This window comes from Bacteroides sp. D20 (assembly GCF_003436255.1).
In the GTDB taxonomy this organism is placed as follows: Bacteria; Bacteroidota; Bacteroidia; order Bacteroidales; family Bacteroidaceae; genus Bacteroides; species Bacteroides uniformis.
On sequence record NZ_QSOO01000001.1, the window covers coordinates 18,054 to 44,266 of the forward strand.

Below are 26,213 nucleotides of genomic sequence, written 5' to 3' on the forward strand. Positions count from 1 at the left end.
TATATAAAAATTGTTTGAAAAGGCTTGTGACTTGGGAATATATAATATTTTCATATAGAGTGCTACATAGCATAGTATTCCGGACGATGTTCTGTAAAGTCTAAGCTCATATTTAAAAATACCACTCTATATAGATAGAAATACCCCCTATTCATTGTTCGTTATACTTATATATTTGCATAGAAACTTAAAATGCGAATTTATGAACTTGAACTTAAAATCTATTTTTTCATTTTCTGTGTTATTTTTCTTTATGCAATCTCTGTCTGCATCGGACAATGGTGCCAATCAGTGGAGAAACAATCAGAATGTATGGCAGGACCAGACCATAAACGGAATTAACCGTTTACCTTCCCGCAGTACTACTTATTCTTTCCGGAGAGTGGATTGGGCTTTGGATGGAGACAGAGAGAAATCGGAGTATATGTCGTTGAACGGCCAATGGAAGTTTAACTTTTCCGAGGATATGGCATTGGCTCCCGCCGGTTTTTATAAAGTGGAGTACAATTCATCATCATGGAAAACTATTCCTGTTCCTTCATGTTGGGAGATGCAGGGATATGGCTATCCTATATATACAAATACTATTTATCCTTTCCCTGATCGTCCGCCATATATTGACAGGAATAATCAGACGGGGTGTTATATCAAGGAGTTTGTTGTTCCTGACAAGTGGAAGAACGACAGGATTATACTCCATTTCGGAGGCGTCTATTCGGGATTTAATGTATGGATAAACGGACAGAAGGTGGGATATTCCGAAGACAGTTGTCTGCCTACTGAATTTGATATTACCGAATACGTTAAGAAGGGGGAGAATAAACTGGCGGTGCAAGTGTATAAGTGGACCGACGGAAGTTATATGGAAGATGCCGACCACTGGCGAATGGCTGGTATCCATCGTGAAGTATATATCATGTCCATTCCGCAGGTGGCAATATATGATTATGGAGTAAGGACACGCATCGATTTCCGGAAGAATATTGCACGGTTACAGATCCGTCCGGAAATAACAAATCAGAATATGGATGATTTGAAGGGATGGAATCTGTCAGCCCAATTATATGATGCCGATGGGAAACCGGTGTTTGGAAAAGATATTACCGTTACTGCCGATTATGTGGTGAACGAACCTTATCCTCAGCGCGATAATGTTTATTACGGAATGATGGAGGGAATCGTTTCCAAGCCGGAGTTATGGAATTCTGAACACCCTTATCTATATACTCTGGTTCTAAAGCTCACAGACAATAAGGGCAATGTGGTGGATGCGAGAAGTAGTAAGGTAGGCTTCAGGGATATTAAAATAAAAGGCAATCAGATTCTGGTGAATGACACTCCTATTAAACTCATTGGCGTAAACCGCCATGACCATAGCGAGACAGGAGGAAAGACTGTCACCCGCGAGGAGATGCTCGAAGACGTTCTGCTTATGAAACGTTATAACTTCAATACAGTCCGCACATCGCATTATCCTAACGACCCTTATTTCTATGAACTGTGCGATAAGTATGGTATATACGTAATGGATGAGGCTAATCTTGAAACTCATCATCAAAGGGGGTATCTGTCCAATAGGCCTGAGTGGGCTAACTCGTTCATGGAGAGAGTGGTAAGAATGGCTGTGAGAGACAGGAACCATCCTTCTGTGTTTATGTGGTCGTTGGGCAACGAGTCTGGATGCGGCCCTAATCATGCAGCTCTGTCAGGATGGCTGAAAGATTATGACCCAACCCGTCCTGTTCATTACGAGGGGGCGCAAGGACAGCCGGAAAATCCTTTATACAAACCTATCGGACGTAAGGAAGCGTCAATCGTTACTAGTGAGATAGATTTTAATGTGAACGAAGATGTCAAACCGGCAAAGAAAGAGCTTTGTGTGTATGCCAATCCCGATGATCCTTTATACGTCGATGTCATTAGCCGTATGTATCCTATGGTCGATGAGCTTATAGCAATGACTAAGAATCCGGTCATGAACCGTCCGATAATAATGTGTGAATATGCACATTCTATGGGAAACTCTACCGGCGGGCTGAAAGAATACTGGGATGCAATACGTTCTCATGATGCGCTTGCCGGCGGATATATTTGGGACTGGATAGACCAGGGATTGCTGGATAATGAACGGAAATATAATAAGAAATCATGGAATTATGGTGGTGACTATGAGAAAGGGGAGCACAACGACCAAAACTTCTGTATAAATGGTGTTATCAGTGCCGACCGCTCCATTAAACCTGCTACTGAGGAATGCAAGTACGTGTTTGCTCCTGTATCATTTACAACTGATAATGTCTATAGTGGAGAGATAACTGTAAAAAACAGAAACTTCTTCCTTTCAACAGATGAGTATCGTTATTTTTGGCAATTGAAGGACGAAGACAGTGTATTGCAGGAAGGTGAGATTATTGTGCCGACAACACCAGCTGGTGAGAGCTGTAAACTAAAACTTCCTATTCAGAATTTCAAGGCCGATGACGGTGCGGAATATTGGTTATGCCTGAGTGCCAGGCTCAAGAATGACAATCTGTATGCCAAAGCTGGATACGAGGTTGCCTGGGAACAGTTTAAGTATCTTTCTTTACCAAAGATAGTAGAATGCGTTGATACTACATTGGATATGGAAATCGATTCAGATAACAAGAAAGACATCAGCGTGAAGGGAAAGAACTTTTATCTGAATATCAGTGATGGTTATATCAGTCAGTATAAGATAGATAATGAAAGTATCATCACATCTGCTCTGAAACCAAACTTCTGGAGAGCGTCAACAGACAATGACTGGCGAGGATGGAAGGTCGATAGACTGTTTGCATTCTGGAAAGATGCTCCATTAAAGCTAAAGACAGTTTCTATAGATGTACGCAAATCGGAAGGCAATCTTGAGGTTAAGGTGCTAAAGGCTATAGATGAAAGACTGAGACTTACCTTGAATTATAAAGTAAAAGCAGACGGAACAATAGGCGTTCATTATTCAATGATGAAGTCTCCTGAAATATCAGAAATGTTGCGCGTAGGATTGCAATGCGAATGTACCAATCGTTTGTCGGATGTGACATATTATGGACGTGGCCCATGGGAAAACTATTCCGACAGAAAAGCCTCTGCAATGGTGTCTATATATAACTGCAAGGTGTCCGCTCTGGGATTTGACTATGTAATGCCGCAGGAAAACGGAAACCGTTGTGACGTGAGATGGTTTGCCTTGCAGTCGGATAAGGCAGGTGTGATGATTGTCGGCGATGAACCCCTATCTGTTTCAGTGTGGGAGATGTCGCAGAATGCGATTGATAAGGCTAAACATATAAATGAACTTGAAAAGGACTTGTATTCTAATACTCTTAATATCGACCTGGTTCAGGCTGGAGTGGGCGGAACAGATAGCTGGAGTCTGAAAGCCCGTCCTTCAATAGACAAGCGTCTTCTGAAGGGAAGCTATTCATACGGATTTACTTTTGTTCCACTGGGCAGGGATGCAAATCTTAAGGAAATGGGCAGAAAAATATATTGATTAACAGGCGATTGTTAGTGATAAAATGGCTGTTGGAGTCTGGGAATGGATTCTAACAGCCATTTTTCCTTAAAATATTTAGTTAATCTATTTCCCCCCCCCCCTATTTAAATGAAATTTTCCCCCTTTGGTTATATTACATAGTATATATATTTGCAAGTGTCAGTAAGTAGCGCGCAACTGATAGAACAAAACTTTTTATTTTAAGAAAAACACTAATTACAAAAAACTCTAGATTATGAACAGAACACTATCATTAATGTGTATGCTGATTCTTATAATGTTCAGCTTACCATTAAAAGCACAGAACGGGAGAGTTTCTGGTTGTATAACAGATTCCGATGGCTTACCTGTGATAGGTGCAAGCATTTTAGTTAAGGGTACAACAAACGGTATTATTTCGGATTTGGACGGAATTTATGTTTTGGAAAATGTACCAATGGAATCGACATTGATTTATAGCTTCGTAGGATATGATACACAGAATATTGTGTATAAAGGTCAGTCTACAATAGACGTTCAATTAAAAACCTCCGCCATTGCACTCGATGAAGTTGTAGCAATAGGATATGAGGTTAAGAAAAAAAGTGTTGTTACAGGTGCCATCAGCAGCATCGATTCCGATGATTTATTGCAATCCAAGCCTGCAAATGCCGTAAATGCATTGAGCGGTAGGGTTAGTGGTGTGAACGTTGTGACAAATTCAGGTCAGCCGGGATCAGCGCCCAAGCTGGTAATTCGTGGTGTCGGTACAAATGGAAACTCTAATCCTCTTTTTGTAATTGACGGACTGCCTATGGACGACATGAACAGTGTAAATCCCAACGACATTGAAAGCATGGAAGTCTTGAAGGATGCAACTTCAGCTGCTATTTATGGTGCCAGAGCCGCTAATGGTGTAGTCCTTATAACCACAAAGAAAGGAAAGAAAGGAAAGACATCGCTTGCTTATGATGGTTACTATGGTTTCTCTACAGTAGCAAAGAAACCAACCATGCTGAATGATGAACAGTACATTATGCTGATGAAAGAGTTTGCCGACAATGATGATATGCCGCTTGCCGGTGGTGTACCTACTGCTCCAACAGGTTATAATACAGACTGGTTTAATGAAATATTGAATACAGCTCCTGTTACTGAGCATAACATTACTGCTAACTTTGGCAGTGATAAGGGTTCAAGCTTGCTTTCATTGAATTATCTAGACCAGAATGGTATTATCGGTGAAGATGCGTCATTTTACAAACGATTCAGCACAAGGCTGAACAGTTCCTATTCTATAAATGATTTCTTAAGTGTAGGTGCAAACGTCAACTATGCATATATAGAGAATAGTGGAGTGGCAACCGGTATCAATGGTTATAATCCGATATCATACGCCTATAATATTGATCCTACTACTCCGGTTTATGATGAGAATAGCAACGATACTTTCGGATATGGAGTCTCTCCTGTACCTTATAGCCGTATGTGGAACCCTATTGCATTTATGGATGAGGCACCTAAGAATAAAAATATTACCCAGCAATTTTTTGGTAATGTTTATGCTGAGATCACTTTTATTAAAGACCTTGTTTTCCGCACAGATTTTGGTATTAATCATCGGAATTTCCGTGGAAGAATGTTTGCACCAAAGTTTTTTCATTCTGCAGAATGTAAAGAAGATAATTCTAGGGTAGAACAAAGTACAAATGCTAATAGTAGTTGGCAGTGGGAGAATACATTGCGATATAAAAAATCTTTTGGTGAACATTCTACATCTGTCCTGTTAGGTACTTCTGCATCAAGAGATGTTTATGAGTTTATGACCGGAACACGAAATAAATATCCAAATGAAGCAATGACCAATGAGAATTACTGGTATCTTAATGCTGGTGATGTTATGACATCAGCTAATAGTGGCGGTGCTAATCCTAGACATAGTATGTTCTCATATTTTGCTCGTCTAAGCTATAATTATGCTGAAAAATATATGGCGGAAGTTGTGGTCAGACGCGATGGGTCTTCAAATTTCGGTCCCAATAACAGATATGCTACTTTCCCGGGCGTTTCATTAGGTTGGAATGTTTCAAATGAGAAATTCTGGAAAATTAAGAACTTTGATGTCTTCAAACTTAGATTCTCTTGGGGACAGAACGGAAATGAGCGAATTTCTCCATTCTCCTATACTTCTATTATTGGCAATAATTATAATTACACGTTTGGTAATGCCATCACTGTGGGATCTGCTCCTAATAACCTTGTTAATCCAGACGTGAAATGGGAAACTTCTGAACAATTTAATGTTGGTGCCGATATGACATTCTATAATGGTATGATTAGAGCAAGTTTCGACTGGTTTAAAAAAAGTACTAAGGATTTGTTGTTCCAGCCAACAGTTGAAGCCATTAGAGGTAATAATGCAGCTTTTAGAAACCTTGGTAATATAACAAACCAGGGTGTGGAAATGCAGATGACATTTAATAAAAATTGGAACGAAATCAACTTCTCTATTTCCGCAAATGCCTCATATCTTAAAAATGAGGTTGTAAAGATAGGAAATGCAAATGGATATACTGATGGTGGTAGCTGGAGAACATCTGTTAATGTAACGCGTATGGAGGAAGGTCATGCTATGGGTTATTTCCGCCTTTATAAGAACTTAGGAATATTCCAAAATGAAGAGCAGATACAGAACTATAAATCAAAAGACGGTAAAGTGATACAACCTGATGCCGTTCCGGGTGACTTTATATGGCAAGATACAAATAACGATGGGCAGATTACAGATGAAGATAGAACCGATTGTGGCAATCCTTGGCCAAAATGGACATTCGGTTTGAATTTAGGTGCCGACTGGAGAGGTATTGATATGACAATCTTCTTAACAGGAAAAGCTGGATATAAAGTCTTCTCTGATATTTACCGACAGGAAGCATACGGACGCAGCAACCTTCCATCATTCTATCTTGACAGATGGCGGAAAGAAGGTGATGATAATGGAGTGCCTCGTCTTTCATCCAAAGATCCTAATGGAAACTTTGGCAAACCATCCGATTTTTATCTTTATGATGGTTCGCATTTAAAGATTTCTTCACTTGAGGTAGGCTATTCATTCCCAACTAAATTAATAAACAAGTTGATGCTGAATAAAGCAAGAATTTATGCAGCAATTGATAATCTTGCCACTTTCACCAGCTATCCGTTTATGGATCCTGAAGTAGGAAATATGGCAGGTGGCAATATTCTTAGCACAGGTATTGACTATGGTACTTACCCTCAGGCCCGTACATTCAGATTTGGTTTAAGTCTTAATTTCTAAAATTGAAAATTATGAAGTCGAAAATACATAATAATATTCTTGTCCTCATGTTTGCTGCTATTGCATCATCATCTTGCAGCGACAGTTTCCTGGATACAGCTCCTATAATGTCCGAAACAGAAAGTTCTTTTTATAGGACCGATGAACAGATGTTCAAAGCGCTTACTGCTTGTTATGATCCGTTAGCTCACATAGGTGGTGCTTCGGGTAATGCACTTGCTTCCATTGTACCTATGGGTGAAATCCGTTCGGATAATGCTCGTACTGGTGGTGGCTCTGATCAGGATCAGCCTTACATGCAGGCTATAGAGGATTATTCAAATACGAGTGTCAATTCTATTTCCGATAATTTGTGGAAAACTCGTTACCGTGGTATATATAGATGTAATCTTGTAATAAATTCAGAGTATGACAGTCCGGAAGCTAAAGTTTATAAAGCTGAAGCTAAGTTCTTACGTGCTTGGTATCATTTTGAATTGTTGAGATATTATGGTCCATGCTTTATCAGTCTTGAGACTCTTTATCCTGAAGGATTCAAGTTTACGAGAGATACTCGCGAAAATGTAAATAAAGCAATAGAGAAAGATCTTCTTGAAGCTATCCCTTCTCTAAAGGATAATTTCCCGGACACAATGAAAGGACGTATTACCAAGACTGCGGCTCAAGCCCTGTTGGCCAAGGTCTATCTTTATTGGGCTGACTGGAGCAACGATGATGCTAAGATTTTTGACAAAGCGAAACCTTTATTGGAGGATGTAATTTCAAGTGGTAATTATACTCTGACGGATGATTATTCTAAATTGTTTGCGGCTCATCAGGAGAATAACGAGGAATCTATATTTGAAATACAGACCTCTACCAAATCTGGTAATACAAACTGGGGTAATATTGATGCAGGCGAAGGTGCTATGTGGGTGACTTTCTGCGGACCGAGACAGTTGAAAAATAGTCCTGATTATGATAATGGATATGGCTTTTGTCTGCCTACTAAGGAATTGTATGATTATTTCCTTCCGGATGACCATGTGCGTCGTGATGCGGCGATATTTACTTACGATGAACTTGTAACCAAACCTAATGCCAATATTCAGGATGAATCAAAAAAAGTTGTTTGGGAGACAGGCTCTTACGGGCCTGATTTCCAGGGATATGCCCAGAAGAAATATCCTCCTTTCAAAAATTACGATATGATAGGAAACCCCAATCTAAACAAGCCTGGAAACGTAAGGGTCATCAGATATGGTGAAGTGTATCTGATGCTTGCCGAAGCATATCTCAGAGGTACTAATCCTGATGAAGCAAAAGCGAAGTATTACATAAATGAACTCAGAAAGAAGCATGTTCATGCAGACGACGGAAGTTATATTGATGTTGACAAGCTAATGCAGATGTATCCTGACAGATTTAAAAGCGTAATTGATGTTCTATGGTATGAGCGTCGTTGTGAACTGGCATGCGAGGGTGACAGATGGTTTGACCTCGTCCGCTCAGGACGTGCCGAGGAGGTCATGATGCCTATTCTTAGAAGAGATTATGGTATCTCTGCATGGAGCAAGAAGTTCAATTATCTTCCTATCGGCTCTATTGAAATAAGCAATTCGGGAAACTCGCTTACAGAGTATCCGGATGAAGTAAATGAGTGATAGGGCAGATTAAAATCTTTATCTTCTTGTTAAAAAGGCAGACTTTATCATCAGCATACTGATAATGAAGACTGCCTTTTATAATTTCAGATTATGTTATTTCTTATTTCTTGTACCACACCCTTACATAATCTATCAGATATTCAGAATCCATATTGTTGTCGTCCGGCAAGGCTCCGAACCATTTGTTCGATTCGTTGTTAAGATTGATGCGTAATGGCTGGTGCCAGTACTTGTTCTCTATTTCTCTGTACAGTACTCCGTCTATATATAGTCGGATATATTCCTTGCTCCAGTCAAGTCCCCATACGTGAAAGTCTTTCTGCAATTCGAATGGTATATAGTATTTGGCAGGGAAGTTGATATGTTTCTTTATATCACCCTTATCTGCTGGAGCTTTAAATACATGCACGTTCGAGTTCAGGTCATGTCTGTTGGCAGGATTGCCGGGGCAGTTCTCGCAAATGTCTATTTCAGTCCACCAGTTTCTTTCATTGTTCGACATCCAGAAACCGAAAACCCATGGCGAGTCGTTTGGTCTCAGTCTTGCTTCGAAATATCCGTAAAGGAAAAGTTCTTTGCTTACCAGGAAACCGGCAGTGTGAGTATATCCTTCGGGCAGTGATCCTGCTTCCGGCTTGTAAGTTCTCATCACGCAACAGCCGTCTTCAAATGTAGTATTCTCCTTTGCAAAGAAAGTAGGTTGTCTTCCTTTCCATTTAGGGTTGTTCGGGAACCATCTTTCCTCATTCAGCTTCTTTCCTTTGAACTCGTCAGAGGCCTTTTTGTTTAGAACCCATCCGCCTTCGTTCTTCTGGTCGGAAAGAGGGTACTTGTTGTTAAGTCTTTTCGGAGCATTGCTGAAATCAATGCTGTCCTTGTAGAACTTTTTCGGAATTGTAAGTTCTGTGGTTTCATTACCTGTTTTTGTACTGACTTGAGCATTTAGGTCTGCTACAGTTGTACACGATACTGCTGCGAGTAAGTAAATCAAATAGTTTTTCATAAATTTGTTTTTACAGTTTGTTATATTGGCAAATTTACTCTATATATATTTTATTCTTAGGGTGAAATTGTTGTGTAATAATAGGCTAAACCTTTTTTGTTGAAATATATATTTACTTGTAATTCGATATTGGCAGTTTATTATCATATATGAGAGGGGGTAAATTTGTTCAATAATAGGTGGTAAATATTTTACCCCTTACTATAGTAATTAAATTATTTATTGTAAATGGAACTCAAGTGTATCTTTGCTTACAGAAAAAATTAATGTCATTATTTAATGTAATAAGATTATTATGAATAAGAAATCCATGAAAACGGTTTTAGGAGTTGCGGCATTAAGCCTGTTGGCGTCGTGCAATTCTACATACGCTCCTAATGTAGATTCTACTGTATCTTTAAAAGGTACTGATGTGTTCAAGGCCGATTCGGCATCGATTGCTCAAAATTACACTATTCCTGAATGGTTTAAGGATGCCAAGTTCGGTATCTTTATCCACTGGGGAGTTTATTCCGTTCCTGCATACGGCAGTGAATGGTATTCCCGCTGGATGTACAAGGAAGGTCATCCTATTAATAAGTATCACGTACAGACTTACGGTCCTTTGACCAAATTCGGATATAAGGATTTCATCCCTATGTTCAAAGCCGAAAATTTCAATGCCGACGAGTGGCTGGCAGTGGTAAAATCATCTGGAGCACAATACATTGTTCCGGTGGCCGAGCATCACGACGGATTTGCCATGTACAGCAGTACTTTCAATAAGTGGAATGCTGTGGATATGGGACCGAAAAGGGATATAATCGGCGAATTGAAGGAAGCTACCAAGAAAGCCGGTCTGCGTTTCGGACTTTCTTCTCACAGATGCGAGAATGCATGGTTCTATGAATATGGAATGGAAACTCCTTCTGATGTTCAGGACACTACAATCACTCTGTATGGCGAAAGACTGCATGAGCCCGAAGGTCAGGGTATGACACCTTATTGTGGTAAGTATGAAGGCTCGAACGAACGTTCACGCCGTCAGTTCCTTATGCATACATACGAGCTTATCGACAAATATCAGCCTGAATTGATATGGTTCGACTGGACTGTGGGAAAATATCCGTTCCAGCCTACTTTCTATAAATTCATGGCTTATTATTACAATTCGGCTCTTGATTGGAATAAAGAAGTTGTGGTTAACACTAAATTCGGATATGGCGACAATATCCAGGTGTTCGATATAGAAAGAGGTAAGAGCGACAGAATCCGTGAATATCCATGGCAGACTGATACTTCTGTAGGCAAGAAATCGTGGAGCTATTGTGTGGGCGAGGAAAACAAGAGTCCTGACCATATCATCGACGACTTTGTTGATATTGTCAGCAAGAACGGTAACTTATTGCTGAATATAGGTCCTAAGGCCGACGGTACTATTACAGACGAACAGAAGAACGTACTTGCCGAGATAGGTAAATGGTTGAAGACTAACGGTGAGGCTATTTATGGCTCACGACCATGGGTGATTGCTTCCGAAGGACATAACGCAGGCACCGCAGGTTATATGACAGACAATACAAAAACTGAATATACAGCGGACGACATTCGCTTTACTACATGCGACAATAACCTCTATGCCGTGTCTCTGGCTTGGACAGATGGTAGTGTTACTATCAAGTCATTGGCTACTAAGTATTGCCGGAACGTAGAAATTGAGTCGGTTGAAATGCTTGGAAGCTCAGAGAAGATTGACTATAAGATGACTGACGAGGGTCTTGTAGTAAACTTCCCTAAGAACAAACCTACTGAATATGCACATGTGTTCAAGATTAAGCTTAAAGGGGTGGTGGTTTCCAAACCGCTATACGATAAGGTTGATAACGGATGCCTTATCACTGTACGTGTGGCAAACCATAATGCAGAGGATGCAAATGTCACTCTTAAAAGTGTAGTCGACGGTAATGAGGTTTCAACTCAGGTAGCTGTCAAGGCTAAATCAGAACAATGGGTTAAAATGCAGAATAAGGACGTAAAATCATTCGATGATATGTCTTGCAAGTTCTATTTCAATGATAATCTGACTTATGAAAACGAATTTAAAAAATAATATAATGAAGGGAATGGCTGTTATGCCATTCCTGTCTGTATGTGTTGGTGTCGCAGCACAGCAGAAACAGATGAATGTCATCTACATCATGTCGGACGACCATACTTCGCAGGCTATCGGCGCATACGGAAGTCGTCTTGCAGTACTGAACCCTACTCCTACAATTGATGAACTGGCAAGGGACGGTATGCTCTTCGAGAACTGTTTCTGTACAAACTCCATCAGTACCCCAAGCCGTGCATGTATCATGACCGGACAGTATTCCCATCGTAACAAGGTGCTCACTTTGGATGAAGTGCTTCAGCCGGACCAGGAATATCTGGTTGATGAGTTCCATAATATGGGATATCAGACTGCCATGATCGGTAAATGGCATTTGGGATGCGAACCGTCGCACTTCGACTATTATTCTGTATTCAACGGTCATGGCGGACAGGGCGAATACTTCGACCCTACTTTCCTTACAAGTGACGTAACTGACAAGAAATGGCCTAATAACCAGATAAAGAAAATGGGTTACTCCTCGGATATCGTGACCAACCTTGCTATTGACTGGTTGAAGAACAGACGCGACAAGTCCAAACCTTTCTTCATGATGCATCATTACAAGGCACCGCACGATATGTTCGAGTACGCACCGCGCTATGAATATTATCTTGACGATGTGGAAGTGCCTGTTCCATTGTCATTGTTCGATACAGACAAATGGGGCTCCGAAGGCACAAGAGGCAAGAACGATTCACTTCGTCACTTCATCGGAACTTCTGTCTCAAGCCGTCATGAAATCCGCAATTATGTAATGGAATATAAGTGCAATACAGGTGATGAAATGGAGAATACATACCTTGCCTACCAGCATTACCTGAAATCGTATCTGCGTTGCGTAAAGGGTGTGGATGACAACCTGAAACGTCTTTTCGACTATCTCAAGAAGGAAGGACTCTGGGAAAATACCATTATCGTATATACAGGCGACCAGGGTATGATGCTTGGCGAACACGACCTGCAGGACAAGAGATGGATGTATGAAGAATCTCAGAGAATGCCTTTCATAGTCCGCGACCCGAGATGTCCTTACAAGGGAGCCAAGTCGGACCTGATGATTAACAACATTGATTTTGCTCCAACTCTTATAGAGATGGTCGGTGGCAAAGAACCTTCATACATGGATGGAAAGAGCTTTGCCTCTGTGTTCGAAGGCAAAAAGCCAGAAAACTGGAAGGATGCTGTTTACTACAGATACTGGATGCACATGATTCATCACGACGTTCCGGCACACATAGGTATCCGCACGGAAAACTATAAGCTGATACTTTTCTATGGCCGTCATTACGACGACAAACGTTACGGACAGAAATCAATGTCATGGTTGAAGAACAGCCACAAGATTGTTCCTACTCTGGTTTCTTTCGAACTCTACGATGTGAAGAACGACCCTTACGAAATGGTAAACCTGGCTGATAATCCTAAATACGCCAAAGTTCTTAAGGACATGAAAAAGAAACTGCGTGAGTTGAGAAAACAGGTGGGCGATACAGATGAGGCTTATCCTGAACTCAAGAAAGTGATTGATAAGGCTTTAAGATAGTAAGTTGACTGACTGATAATATTTATGGACAATAATTTTGTTTTTGGTTATAATATTCCGACGAAGATTCTCTTCGGATGTGGCGAACTTAAACGTCTTTCAACAGAGACATTGCCCGGCAAAAAGGCTTTGATAGTCATTTCATCCGGAACATCAATGCGTAAATATGGTTATCTGGATAAGGTGATTGGTCTGCTGAAAGAAAATAATGTTGATGCCGTGGTGTACGACAAGATATTGCCTAACCCAATAAAAGACCATGTAATGGAAGGTGCGGCAATCTGTCGTGAGGAAAATTGCGATATGATTATAGGTTTGGGAGGCGGAAGTTCGATAGATACAGCCAAATCCATTGCAATCATGGCATGTAATGATGGCGATTATTGGGAATATGTTGAAGGAGGTATCGGCAAGGGGCTTCCTTACAGCAAAGCATTGCCCATCATAGCCATTCCTACAACAGCCGGAACCGGAACCGAGGCTGACCCATGGACTGTCATAACCAATCTGGAAACAAACGAAAAGATAGGTATCGGCTCCACTTTAACTTTCCCATGTCTGTCGATAATCGACCCGGAACTGATGGTTTCAGTTCCGCCACATCTGACTGCCTATCAGGGATTCGACGCATTCTTTCATGCAGCCGAAGGCTATATTGCCAATTGTGCAACCCCAATAAGTGATATTTTCGCTCTTGAGGCCATCAGACTGCTGTATAAATATTTACCTGTTGCGGTGAAGGATGGAAATAACCTGAAAGCGAGGGCAAAGGTGGCTTGGGCAAGTACGCTGGCGGGAATGGTTGAATCCACATCCAGTTGTACTTCCGAACATTCTCTCGAGCACGCTCTCAGCGCATACTATCCCGCTCTTCCTCATGGTGCTGGCCTGATAGCTATAAGCGAGGCCTATTTCTCTACTTTTATTTATGACAGGACAAAGAGATATATGCGCATGGCAGATGTTATGACCGGACGCAAGAACCTTAATCCCGAACATTTTATAGATGCTTTGGTGAGAATGCAGAAGGAATGCAATGTCCGCGATTTGAAGCTTAGCGACTGGGGAATAGTAAAGGAAGATTTCCCTAAGATGATTGATAATGCGCGAACTGCTATGGGTGCATTGTTCAGTCTGGACCCTCATGAACTGTCGGATACCGAAATACTCGACATATATATAAAGTCATACAGATAAGTCTTTTTAAGAACAATCCCAATACAGTCTGTTACTGTAATTTCTTTCGGGCATCGTATCTATTATTGAGTGTAATGGTACGATGCTTTTTTGTTTTATACTATGAAATGAAGTTAAAGATTTATTTTTTTCTTGATTGATTTTGATACGCATTCTAAAGTGGAAAATATCTATAATTATCTATTAACTACTGTAAATACTTGATGTTTTAGATAAAATCAATAACTTTGTAATCTTGATGAAATATAAAGAATACATAGTTATATGTTTAGATTAATCTTAAGTTTAATATCAGTTCTGATTATAGTTTGCAAATCCTTTGCATCCAATGAGTTTGTCACAAGAAAGTACACTACTCTTGATGGACTTTCCCAAAATGATGTGCAATGTATTTATCAAGACTCTAAAGGCTTTATATGGTTGGCCACGAACGACGGACTGAACAGGTTTGACGGATATGAATTTAAGGTTTACGGATATCAGTCAAACGGTTTTAACAGTAATCTGATAGTATGTATTGACGAAGATTCACATGGAAATCTGTGGATAGGTACAGCCGATAGAGGAGTGTTCCTGTTCAATTCTGTAAAGAACGAATTCGTTTCATTAAATCTTGGTCACAGCGGTATTGATAAAAATTTCACTTGCGATAAGATTCTTGTCGACTCTAAAGACAGAGTCTGGTTTCATTCCTCTGATGAGAGTATATACCTTGTAAATTATGATTTTCAAAATGGCAAAATAAATACTGTCTTAAGATCAACATTAAAATTACCATACATTTCCGACATCATAGAAATAGATAATACGATAATGCTCTCCTCCGAAGACGGCCTGTACGAATGTAACGTCGATGGAGATGAATTACTGCTTAACAAACTATTGGGATGCCCTATAGCTTCAGCCATAGTCATCTCATCTTCTCAAATATTGTACTCAAATCTGGAAAATCATCAATTATGTTTATACGACAAGCATACCTGCAAGGTAAGTACCCTGTTGGAAAACTGCGATATACGAAAAATGGTATATAAAAACAAAAGATTATTTTATGCCACTACAAGCACTGTGAATGTGTTGACTTTTGATGTATTGCATGCCATCGAGTCAAAACCACAGGTTATTGCTACATATTCTTACAGCTATCCGCAAACTGTAGTTCTTGATAAAAACGATATTCTTTGGATAGGATTTTTCAAGAGTGGCTTTATGAGTATACGCGAAAATAATAAACCTATAGATTTATTCAGAGGAATAGGAAATGACCATATATCGTCCGTTTATACATTTGCCAAATCCGATATATATTTAGGTACAGAAGGCTCAGGGCTATATCATTTTAATTCCATTACCGGTAATGCCAGACTTATTCCTTTCACGGCAAACAGGATAGTATACTCAACAGCATACTCAAACTACACCGACTGCATGTATGTGTCTCTGATGTACGATGGTATTTACAGTTTCACTTCTGATAATGATTATAAAAAGATCTCAGGCTTGAGAAATGTGCGCGCAATGCTTGCCGATGGAAAATATTTGTGGATTGGCACATATAATAAAGGTCTTTTTAGATATGATTTGTCCACAGGTGTGATGAAGGAAATCAAAACATCTGACAATAAAGAACTTAAGATAGTAAGAAACATCGTTAAAGATCATAAGGGTAATATATGGGTAGCTTCCAGCTTCGGTCTTAAAGTATTGGAATCTGCAGATTTGTATATAGATAATCCTGTTTTGAACTCAGTCAAGGGACTTGATGAACTCGACTATATAGTGCCTGTATGTGAAGACTTGAATCATAATATCTGGTATGGAACACTTGGACGCGGGTTAAGGAAAATCGTGGATTTGGATGAAAACCATAATGCCTGCGTTGAAAATTTTAGCTCTGCAGACGGGTTGAGCAGCAATACAATAAAATCAATTGTTAATGGCACGGATGGAACATTATGGATTTCTACCAATAAAGGAATTAATTCGTTGAATATCAACACACAGAGAATAAGATCTTATGATATTTTCGATGGTCTTCAGGATTATGAATTTATGGAACTTTCTGCTGGAGTAATGACGAATGGAACAATGATATTCGGTGGCGTAAACGGAATTAACGTCTTCAGACCTGACGACTTTGATGTGATAGATTTCAACGGTAGTCCTACACTCGTTGATTTTAAAATCTTCAATCACAGCGTTGAGGCAGATTCCACATATTCAGCTTATTTCGACAAAAGTGTAAGTTTTACAGAGCACATTGAATTGCCTTATAATTTAAACACTTTCTCATTCCAGTTCAGCTCCCTGGATTACAGAAGTCCTTATAAGGTTGGTTACGAATATATGCTCGAAGGCGTAGATGATTCATGGATTTCCACCTCCGCTTTTCATCGTGAGGCTTTCTACACAAAGCTTCCTTCAGGCGAATATATGTTCAGACTGAGGGTCAGGAATAGCGATGGAGTCTACAGTTTGAATGAACTTTCCATACCTGTCATTATTAACCCTCCTTTCTGGCGTACATGGTATGCCTATACACTCTATTTTATATCGCTTGTCTTGTCTTTATACCGGTTCAAGGTGTATTATACCTCACGGGTGCAGCGCAGAAATGCTCTATATATAGCAAACATGGAAAAACGCAAGACTGAAGAACTTCTTGAAAAGGAGACTACATTTTTTACCAACATATCGCATGAATTGAGGACACCACTCACACTTATTCATTCTCCACTTAGTATGATTATTGAATCGGGCAAGTATTCGTCCGACAAGTATCTTGCCGGCATGCTGCAGACAATGGAGCATAACAGTAAGTTCCTGTTAAGTCTTGTCAACCAGCTGATGAACTTCTCAAAGAGCGAGAAAGGAATGCTTAGTCTGAATCTCAAATATGGCAACTTCTCGTCTTTCTCAAAAGAAGTATTTCAGCAGTTCACGTATTGGGCAAAACAGAAAGGTGTAGGGCTGGAATATTCTGTCTCACGCAGTGATATAAGCTTTCTGTTCGACCCTCATCTTATGGAACAGATAATCTATAATCTCGTATCGAATGCCATTAAGCATACTCCTGCCGGAGGATTTGTATCGTTTACTGTCAATGAACAGGATAACAAAATAAACATCTCTGTGGCAGACTCGGGAAACGGAATATCCGACAACCTGAAAACACACCTCTTCGAGCGTTTCTACAGTCAGAATAAAAACTCTGCTGAAGGAGGTACCGGTATAGGTCTGTTTCTGACCAAGCGGCTTGTAGAGATACATAATGGAAATATTACGTTTGTATCAGAGGAAGGTAAAGGCACTGTTTTCCATGTTGTAATTCCTATGATAACTGAGGGGGACATGGTTACGGAGAATATCTCTGCCAACAGTGGGGAGGATGAAAAGTTTGCTGATGTGTTAAGAAGTGAATCGTGCGAGCATGAAGAGATGATAGACATAGAAGTGGACGGAGAATCTCCGGCTATATTGATTGTTGATGACAATAAGGATATATGTAATATGTTGTCATTACTGTTGTCGGATAAGTATAAGATAATGATAGCCCATGATGGGGAGATGGCATGGAACATGATTCCAGATTTGCAACCGGATCTTGTTTTATCCGATATAATGATGCCGGGCATGAATGGTCTGGAACTGTGTGAGAGAATCAAGCAGGATGTAAGGACATCTCATATTCCTGTAGTATTGCTTTCAGCCAAGACTACATTGCAGGATTATTTCATCGGATATAAATTCCATGCAGATGCTTATTGCCCTAAACCTTTCGACAACAAGATAATGAAAGAGCTGCTTAATTCCATTATAACCAACAGGAAGCGGATTCTTCAACACAAGAAAGTTCCGGCAATAAAGATTTCCGAGGTAAGCACTACATCTACCGACGATAAGTTCCTTGAGAAACTTGTAAAGATAATAGAGGACAACATTACAGACTCTTCGTTCCAGATAGAGGATATATGTAAAGGTCTTGGCGTGACGGCCTTGGTTCTGAACAAGAAGCTGAAAGCACTTATGGGAGTAACAGCCAATGCTTTTGTACGTTCAATAAGAATGAAGAGAGCGGCAGAACTGTTGAAGACAGGACGGTATTCTGTATCAGAGGTGACATACGATGTAGGGTTCAATGATTTGAAGTATTTCAGAGAATGTTTCAAGAAAGAATTCGGTGTATTGCCGCAACAGTACAAAGAACAGAGTATACAGACCGATTTGGATTCTTAATATAAGTGGGGGTAAAATTTTACCCCCTTTTTAAATATATAATTCTCCCCTTTTGTACCATTATAAATAAATAATTTAGCGTCAGTTATAAAAGGAATTTCATAACCTATTGCTAAATTAAAATTTTTACAAATGAGAAATCAGAAAAAATGGTACCATGGCAGGTACATGTTGTTCGTGATGCTTATCTTCTATACATTGTCTATGTATTCACAGAAGATAACAGTTAAAGGAAAGGTGATTGATGCTGCCAATAACCTTGAAGTTATAGGCGCAGCTGTTCAAGTTGAAGGTACTTCTCTTGGAACTATTACTGATATGGATGGTAATTTCGTTCTTCAAGGGGTACCGACTAAAGGTAACTTAGTGTTCAGTTTTGTTGGGTATAAAACTGTAAAAGCTGCAATCAAGAATGGTCAGATTTATAATATCAAGCTTCAGGAAGACACAAAAGTGTTGGATGAAGTGGTTGTTGTAGGTTATGGCTCAATGCGTAAAAAAGAGGTGACAGGTGCAGTGGCACGTGTAAACTCAGATGAGATTACTAAGATCAGTACTTCCGACTTGGGTACAGCTCTTCAGGGTATGGTTGCCGGAGTTAACGTTCAGGCAAGTTCTGGTGAGCCTGGAGCCAAATCCAACATCCAGATTCGTGGTTTAAGTTCTATCTCAGGCGACAGTTCTCCTTTATATGTTGTCGATGGTGTCCCGTTCGAGGGCGACCCGGGATTGAGTAGTAGCGAAATAGCAAGTATAGATATTCTTAAGGATGCTGCTTCGGCTGCCATTTATGGTACTCGCGGTGCTTCCGGTGTTATCCTTATTACCACAAAGAAGGGTAAGGAAGGAGAAATGAAGATAGCTGTCGACGGATATTATGGTGTACAGCACATTACTTCGAATATTCATTTGCTTGATGCCAACGAGAGTATATTTGTAAAAGTGATGTCTAACAGAATGATGGAAGGAAACCAGAATACAGACGACCTGGCCTGGTCTAATCTGAAAACATATCCTGTGAATTTCTTCAACAACTCTAGTTTATATGAATATGTAGTCAATAATAACGCGCCAATACAGAATTATTCTGTTACTGCGAATGGCGGCAAGAAAGATTTGACATATAACCTTACCGCGAACTATTTCGACCAGAAAGGTGTGTTGATAAATTCCGATTACAAAAGATATAATATTCGTTCGAATACACATTTTCAGCGCGGAAAATGGACTATCAACACTAACATCGCTATGAAGATAGAAAACCAGTTATCTCCGGCTTGGGGGTTATTGAACGAATGTTATGACTACTCGCCTACTCGTTCTCAGATTTATCCACAGGCAAGTATAGTAAATGCAGCTGGCGATCCTGCAGATTTACAGGGCGTAAGTTATACATTGGGAAGATTGAAAGAGGAAAATCATAAGGACACAGAATCATTTAACGGTAATTTTTATCTTGCTTATAATGTAATTCCCGGACTGAATGTTTCCACACGTTTGGGCTTTGGATATAACAATCAGAAAGCTGTCTCAATTCGACCTGAGTTTGAGGTATATAATCAGAAAGGCGAAAAGGTAACCAGCTCTAATTACCGTTCGCAATTAAAAGATACTCATTCAAAGAATACCAGTCTCACTTGGGAAACAATGGTAAATTATAATAAGAAGATAAAAAAGCATGATATTAAATTTACCGGAGTTTTCAGTATGGAGAAATATACATACGAGATGTTCTATGCCAGTATAATGGATTTGGTTACTAACGAGATTCCGAACCTAAATGCGGGAACATCCGATATGACTGTGGGTACAGGCAGTGGCCAGTGGGGACAGGACCGTATCAGTACAATGGTTGGTATGTTGGGTCGTCTACAATATAGCTATGCAGACAAATACATGGCAAGTGCCAGTATCAGGCGCGACGGTTCATCTAAGTTCTCCGAAGAAAATCGTTGGGGATTGTTCCCGTCATTGTCTGTAGGATGGAATATTTCTGAGGAATCATTCTTCGACAGATTCAGGTGGCTAGTAAATTCGTTAAAATTAAGATTCAGCTATGGTACTACCGGTAATCAGAACTTCCCTGATTATTCATACGCACCAGCTATATACAAAAACTACGACTATACTTTTGGTACCGGAACTTCCGAAATTCTTGCAAATGGTTTTACCCAATTGGGATTTGCCAATCCGAATGTGAAATGGGAAACAACCCAGCAGCTTAATGCCGGTATCGACATGGCTTTATATAATAACAAGCTTATCTTAGGTCTTGATTTGTACAAGAGTAACAAGAAGAATATGCTTTTCCCGATGGTCGTGCCACCGTCAAATGGAGGGGGCCAGAGTTCAACTGTTACATTGAATGCCGGAGATATGGAAAACCGTGGTGTTGAGTTTTCACTTACTCACCGCAACAAAATACGTGGTGTTAATTACAGCTTGACTGGTACATTTACCAAAAACGTGAATGAGATTGTGTCTATGGCAGGAAAAAATGAGTTATATTTCTTCCCCGACGGTAAACCTGTTTCATCAGGAAGTGATTATGTAACTGCAATCAAGAAAGGATATGAAGCCGGTGCTTTCTTTGTTATGCCAACCGCAGGGGTAATCAATACTGAACAGAAGCTTGCAGAATATCAGAAATTACAGTCAAGTGCCCGTATGGGTGACCTTATGTATATCGATACCAATAATGATGGTGTTCTTAATGATGACGACCGTGTTTATGCCGGTAGTGGTATGCCGGATTATGAACTTGGTTTGAACTTCTCGGCCGACTATAGAGGCTTCGATTTCTCTATGAACTGGTATGCTTCAGTTGGAAATGAAATAATAAACGGTACGAAGATATATACATATCAAAGAAGAACCAATAAGGAACTGATATACATGTGGACCCCTACCAACTATACCTCTACCATTCCTTCTTATCGTACAGAGGGTCATAACAACTATCGTGCTCATACTGATATGTGGATTGAGGACGGTTCATTTGTCAGACTTAAAAATATTATGTTAGGATATTCATTCCCCAAGAGTTGGGTATCAAAGCTTGGATTGGGCAAGTTCCGTTTATACGTTGCAGCCGATAATCTTCTTACACTGACAAAATACGACGGATACGACCCTGAGGTCGGTAGTAATGGATTGTCACGTCGTGGTTTGGACTATGGAACATATCCTATAAGTATCCAGATGCGTGGCGGATTCCAGATTAATTTCTAACTTTTAATAATATAAATATATGAACTTCAGATATAAAACAATAGTATTCAGTCTGTTGATGTCGGGCATGACATTGGTTTCATGCGACGATTTCCTTACGCAGGAAAACATACATCAGCTGACAACACAGAATTTTTATAAAACAATAGGCGACTGCGAGAAAGGACTGGCTGCTGTATATAATGCTTTGAAAAATACCAATATTTATCATCCGCTCGATGAGAACCGTAGAAGTGATATAGCAGTTGAAGGTAATAAGGACAGAAAGCAGTTTGATAACGAAGCCTATAAGCAAACCTTTAATGATTCATACGGAACAGTCCGTGGTAAATGGTCTGCACTGTATACTGGTGTGTTCCGTGCGAATCAGGTTCTGGCCAGTATAGAGAAAATCCGTCCAAATGTTACAGATGAACCTCAAATAACCAAGCTTGCTCAGATTGAGGCACAGGCATATTCTTTGCGTGGCTTGTTTTATTTTTATCTCAATAATTCATTCAATAATGGTAATGTTCCTTATATTAATGAAATTGCAGAGGTAGAAGAAGATTACTATAAAAAGGTTACACCAAGTGATGAAATCAAGAAATATTACAGAGAAGATTTACAGAAAGCTCTTGACCTTGGCTTGAATGACAAATGGGAGAAAACCGATTTGGGACGTATCACCTCTTGGGCTGTAAAGGCAATATTAGGCAAAAGCTACCTTTATGATAAAGAGTATAATAAAGCTGCCGAATATTTTAAGGATATTATTGATAATGGAGGTTTTGCTTTGGTTGATGACATAGTCGATAATTTTACTGCTGCCAATGAATTCAATTCGGAATCTATTCTCGAGGTTTCCTATTCTACACAGTATAATACAGAATTCGGTACATGGTCGGAGTCTACCTTATATAATATATGGGGAATGAATGTAAATGGCTTGGGCGATGCCTGGCTTAACACTGTTCCTGCTTTTTGGCTTGTTGAAGCATTCGAAACAGAGCCGGTGGACAGACTTGATGAACGTAACTGGATAAAAATGCAGTCCGACAATTATGGTGATCCTGAACATAGGGATATTATATACGACCAGTTGGGAACAACTTTCAGCTCGCAGGTGGACCGTCAGGGTGTCGTATATAACAGAACGTACGTTTATACGTGGGATGCAACAGCAGGAAAATATGTTGGAGTACGCGAACGACTCGTCTCAACTGTCGGAGATAATAAAGTTTTATACAATAAGATTACCGGCTACGATGACATAGTTCCGGAATTTAAATGGGAAGACGGTCAGGCATATCGCCTCAGAAGCTATTCCATGCGTGCATCTGCCTCTCTTGCAATAAACGGCGATGAAAGTCTGATATATTATCAGTCTCTCCCACAACAGGTATCAAAATTCAACCGTGGCTCTTCAGCGTATTTCAGAAAATTATCAAATTGGGATACACGTAAGAGTGAAACTGAATTTAAGCCTGCTATGGCCTCAGGAATAAACTATCGTCTTATCCGTTTGGCAGATATATATCTGATGTATGCAGAATGTCTGATTAAAGGCGGTGCAAGCGATGGAAATGTTCAGTCAGCTATCAATGCCATCAACAAGGTACGTCACCGTGCTGGAGTTGTGCTTATCGGAAAATCGGAACAGGGAGAATTCAAGAGATATACATACGATGAGAAGGAATATGCTGCAAGTGATGTAATGAATCATCTGATGTATGTGGAACGTCCTCTTGAACTGTGTATGGAAGGACATGCCATACGTGTCATTGATTTGAGACGCTGGAATATAACTAAGGAAAGGTTTGATCAGTTGGCATCCGACGAATATAAGTACTGTATGATTCAGACCAAATATCTTAAGCCTAATCCTGATGACCCTAATGCTTTGGTATCAGCATTCAACTTTGGAAAGCAGTACAGATTTTATGAGCTGCCGCCAGAAAAGAGAGGAAACGCTTTTGTGGATTATTTCCAAGCATCATTGAACTACGGTCCGCAAGTGGCATACTGGCCTATTCCAAATATAGAAATTACATCAAATCCTGATATTAATAAATAAATACGATGAAAAATAGATTTTTATATATTGCTCTTTCATTAATCTCGGTTCTGACATCTTGTAAGGATGATGAGTTTGAACCGTTGAATAACGTGGCTGAATGTACCTGGCATGTGAGTACAGATCAGGAAAACGTTTCACCTATTCAGCTGAATCTTAATAACTATATAAGTATAATGGACTTATCCCAAGGCATGTTGTCGCATCAGTGGGTTGTGTCGGATGATGGTACAAAGTTCCTTAATGGTAAGATGGAGTGGGGACAGACAGACTATACAAACCTGATTGATGAATCCATCCCTCATACCAACGATTTGAAAACCATACATGTGTATTTCACTAAACCCGGTGACCATACGGTACGTTTGTGCAATACTTTCCGCAGACAGGTTGTATATCCATATTCGGTGTATGACGACAATACCGGAGGATATATCAAAAAATATTGTTATGCTAAGCAGGAGGGTGATGTATATGTGATGGATACAACTTTCCATATCCGCGTGTATGATCCTAACCTCGTACCGGCCGTAAAGGTATACAGTGATCCGGAGTGTACACAGGAAATAAAGACCGGAATAGTCGGTGGAACTGAGGAAGCTCCCGAATACGAAAAATACGAACTTGAATATGGTAAGTCTGTCTATATTAAGGACGATTCATACGGATTGCCTAACAAATGGACTTTCAAATGTGCGGATACTGGCGTAAATGACGAATTAACCAGTTTTGACACTCCATACCAGTTCACTGCAAAGAAATTCAGCGATAAGCCATTGCTTCTTTCCATGACAATAGAAAGAACTTCTGCCAGTGAGGGTAAAGGTAAGTACACTCCAAAAGCTTCGCCAAAAACTCTTGTTGTGCCTTTGGCTATTACAGTAGTACCTAGTGATGATCCTATTACTTATAACATCCGTCAGATTGACCAAACACACATTGCTATAGATTTGGATAATTCTGAGTTTGGATATAAAGAGATAAATCCATCATCTCTAAAGCTTACTTACTCCAACTCGTATAACAGACCGTCAGCTGTCAGGGGTAGCGTAAACATCACAGCAGCAGAAGTAAACAAGCAAAGCAGATATGAACTGATTCTTACTTTGGTTGAGAAAATCTATAACACAGATGAACTGACCCTTACAGGAACTTTAACTGAAGCGTTGGTTGGAAATCAGAACCTTGAGATAAAGGCTACAGCTCCAAACGTAGCGACTACTTTTGGTGCGTTCCTGGATGAAGATTTTGAAAATCCTGACACATATGCCGACTGGAAAGTTATTGATGCCGATACCAAAACACATCCTGTAGTTCCTTCACAGGTTGTGGACAATCCTCTGAAGGATGGAATAAACAACAGTGCAAAATGTATGTTTGTCGAAGCATTTGACCGATGCAGGGCATTACTCTCCAAGACATTTACTGGTGGTAAAGGTACATATACTTTCAGCTACAAATATTATACACCGGGGTATAAACAGGGTAAGGGTATGAGTCCGTATTTCGTTCCGGCAGGTAAAGAAGGAGCTGAAGATATGACATGGCAGAGCAATAAACCATGGTGCGGCATTGTGAATGGCTCCGACAGCAAATGGATGTCGGCCACAACCACTGTGACTTCAAAGGCTGAAATGGACAATATATTGCTCAGTATGCGCTTTAATGCCTTTAAGGATAATATTTATTTTGACGATATATTCTTCGGATATATTGAAGTAAGACCATAATAAATTATAGTAACAATGAAGCTAATAGATAAAATTTATAAGACAATTACATTCTTATGTGCTTTGGTTTTGTTCGGAGCATGTGATAATGACAAATGGGCTGAGGTAGAACTTGATTCTACTCCCGTGTATGAACTTACCTATCTCAAGAATGTGGAAACAGGAAAGACAGGCGAGGTTTCCAAGTTTTCTGTTTATCGCGAATTGTTCGACCTCATTGCCTGGAAGAATGACTATCAGACTTTGAGAATGAATAAGATCGAGTTCTTTGCCGAGTCGTCTGAGGCTCCTTCGGAATTGCCCGAGTGGCTGAAAATCAATTCGGATACAGAAAAATATCTCTCATTCTCTTTCAATGAAGTCTATACTGAAAAGGAAGAAGTTATCAATCCTGAAACAGGCGATAAAGAAGAACAGGAAGTGACGAAGAAGAGAATGTTCATGTTTGAAGGTAAGAAAGAAAATAACTCAAGTGGCGGTTACGGCCATCTTACTGTTACTGAAAACGACGGAACAGAAGTTGAATATGAAGTGGTGCTGAACGATGTACTCAAACCGGCCGATTTCTGATATTAGTGTTTAAACAGAAGTGATAATCTTAATGGCAGGGAATACTTTAATT

At 39.9% G+C, this 26,213-nt stretch carries 12 protein-coding genes; 11 read left to right on the plus strand and 1 reads right to left on the minus strand.

Annotation, left to right across the window (positions count from 1 at the left end):
- Nucleotides 1-253 precede the first annotated feature (253 nt).
- From DXD78_RS00125 to DXD78_RS00135, 3 genes are all read left to right on the plus strand, one after another.
- Nucleotides 254-3,514 (plus strand): glycoside hydrolase family 2 TIM barrel-domain containing protein, encoded by a 3,261-nt coding sequence (locus tag DXD78_RS00125; protein ID WP_007560987.1) that lies wholly within the window; start codon nucleotides 254-256, stop codon nucleotides 3,512-3,514.
- A gap of 238 nt (nucleotides 3,515-3,752) precedes the next feature.
- Nucleotides 3,753-6,815, plus strand: a complete 3,063-nt coding sequence (locus DXD78_RS00130) for a TonB-dependent receptor (RefSeq protein WP_081458114.1) — start codon at nucleotides 3,753-3,755, stop codon at nucleotides 6,813-6,815.
- Between the two features lie 11 nt (nucleotides 6,816-6,826).
- On the plus strand, nucleotides 6,827-8,458 hold the full coding sequence (locus DXD78_RS00135; RefSeq protein ID WP_007560982.1) for a RagB/SusD family nutrient uptake outer membrane protein: 1,632 nt from the start codon (nucleotides 6,827-6,829) through the stop codon (nucleotides 8,456-8,458).
- Between the two features lie 103 nt (nucleotides 8,459-8,561).
- Here DXD78_RS00135 and DXD78_RS00140 read toward each other — a convergent pair whose 3' ends face one another.
- On the minus strand, nucleotides 8,562-9,464 hold the full coding sequence (locus DXD78_RS00140; protein ID WP_007560980.1) for a family 16 glycosylhydrolase: 903 nt from the start codon (nucleotides 9,462-9,464) through the stop codon (nucleotides 8,562-8,564).
- A 295-nt stretch (nucleotides 9,465-9,759) separates the two neighbouring features.
- On the opposite strand from DXD78_RS00140, the gene DXD78_RS00145 reads away from it, so the two are divergent.
- The 8 genes from DXD78_RS00145 to DXD78_RS00180 all read left to right on the plus strand — a co-directional run bounded on the left by DXD78_RS00145 (nucleotide 9,760) and on the right by DXD78_RS00180 (nucleotide 26,161).
- The gene (locus DXD78_RS00145; RefSeq protein ID WP_007560978.1) at nucleotides 9,760-11,553 is read left to right on the plus strand and encodes an alpha-L-fucosidase; all 1,794 of its coding nucleotides are present in this window, start codon (nucleotides 9,760-9,762) and stop codon (nucleotides 11,551-11,553) included.
- Entirely contained in the window at nucleotides 11,531-13,141 is a 1,611-nt protein-coding gene (locus DXD78_RS00150; RefSeq protein ID WP_007560976.1) for a sulfatase, read from the plus strand. The genes DXD78_RS00145 and DXD78_RS00150 overlap by 23 nt, the downstream gene beginning before the upstream one ends.
- A 24-nt stretch (nucleotides 13,142-13,165) precedes the next feature.
- Nucleotides 13,166-14,338, plus strand: a complete 1,173-nt coding sequence (locus tag DXD78_RS00155) for an iron-containing alcohol dehydrogenase (protein WP_007560974.1) — start codon at nucleotides 13,166-13,168, stop codon at nucleotides 14,336-14,338.
- A 264-nt stretch (nucleotides 14,339-14,602) separates the two neighbouring features.
- On the plus strand, nucleotides 14,603-18,574 hold the full coding sequence (locus DXD78_RS00160) for an ATP-binding protein (RefSeq protein ID WP_117652421.1): 3,972 nt from the start codon (nucleotides 14,603-14,605) through the stop codon (nucleotides 18,572-18,574).
- A 204-nt stretch (nucleotides 18,575-18,778) separates the two neighbouring features.
- Nucleotides 18,779-21,805, plus strand: coding sequence for a TonB-dependent receptor (locus DXD78_RS00165; protein WP_233534004.1), 3,027 nt, complete (start codon nucleotides 18,779-18,781; stop codon nucleotides 21,803-21,805).
- Between the two features lie 19 nt (nucleotides 21,806-21,824).
- On the plus strand, nucleotides 21,825-23,861 hold the full coding sequence (locus DXD78_RS00170; RefSeq protein ID WP_007560968.1) for a RagB/SusD family nutrient uptake outer membrane protein: 2,037 nt from the start codon (nucleotides 21,825-21,827) through the stop codon (nucleotides 23,859-23,861).
- Between the two features lie 176 nt (nucleotides 23,862-24,037).
- Complete coding sequence (locus tag DXD78_RS00175) at nucleotides 24,038-25,591, plus strand: hypothetical protein (protein WP_117652422.1); 1,554 nt, start codon at nucleotides 24,038-24,040, stop codon at nucleotides 25,589-25,591.
- A gap of 15 nt (nucleotides 25,592-25,606) precedes the next feature.
- Nucleotides 25,607-26,161 carry a hypothetical protein gene (locus DXD78_RS00180; protein ID WP_007560964.1) on the plus strand — a complete coding sequence of 185 codons (555 nt, stop codon included), beginning with the start codon at nucleotides 25,607-25,609 and terminating at the stop codon, nucleotides 26,159-26,161.
- Nucleotides 26,162-26,213: the final 52 nt, after the last annotated feature.

Excerpts from the sequence above, each read along its gene's own strand:
- DXD78_RS00125 (WP_007560987.1), top strand. The coding sequence starts at position 254 with ATGCAATCTCTGTCTGCATCGGACAATGGTGCCAATCAGTGGAGAAAC.
- DXD78_RS00130 (WP_081458114.1), top strand. The coding sequence starts at position 3,753 with ATGAACAGAACACTATCATTAATGTGTATGCTGATTCTTATAATGTTC.
- DXD78_RS00135 (WP_007560982.1), top strand. The coding sequence starts at position 6,827 with ATGAAGTCGAAAATACATAATAATATTCTTGTCCTCATGTTTGCTGCT.
- DXD78_RS00140 (WP_007560980.1), bottom strand. The coding sequence starts at position 9,464 with ATGAAAAACTATTTGATTTACTTACTCGCAGCAGTATCGTGTACAACT.
- DXD78_RS00145 (WP_007560978.1), top strand. The coding sequence starts at position 9,760 with ATGAATAAGAAATCCATGAAAACGGTTTTAGGAGTTGCGGCATTAAGC.
- DXD78_RS00150 (WP_007560976.1), top strand. The coding sequence starts at position 11,531 with ATGAAAACGAATTTAAAAAATAATATAATGAAGGGAATGGCTGTTATG.
- DXD78_RS00155 (WP_007560974.1), top strand. The coding sequence starts at position 13,166 with ATGGACAATAATTTTGTTTTTGGTTATAATATTCCGACGAAGATTCTC.
- DXD78_RS00160 (WP_117652421.1), top strand. The coding sequence starts at position 14,603 with ATGTTTAGATTAATCTTAAGTTTAATATCAGTTCTGATTATAGTTTGC.
- DXD78_RS00165 (WP_233534004.1), top strand. The coding sequence starts at position 18,779 with ATGTATTCACAGAAGATAACAGTTAAAGGAAAGGTGATTGATGCTGCC.
- DXD78_RS00170 (WP_007560968.1), top strand. The coding sequence starts at position 21,825 with ATGAACTTCAGATATAAAACAATAGTATTCAGTCTGTTGATGTCGGGC.
- DXD78_RS00175 (WP_117652422.1), top strand. The coding sequence starts at position 24,038 with ATGGACTTATCCCAAGGCATGTTGTCGCATCAGTGGGTTGTGTCGGAT.
- DXD78_RS00180 (WP_007560964.1), top strand. The coding sequence starts at position 25,607 with ATGAAGCTAATAGATAAAATTTATAAGACAATTACATTCTTATGTGCT.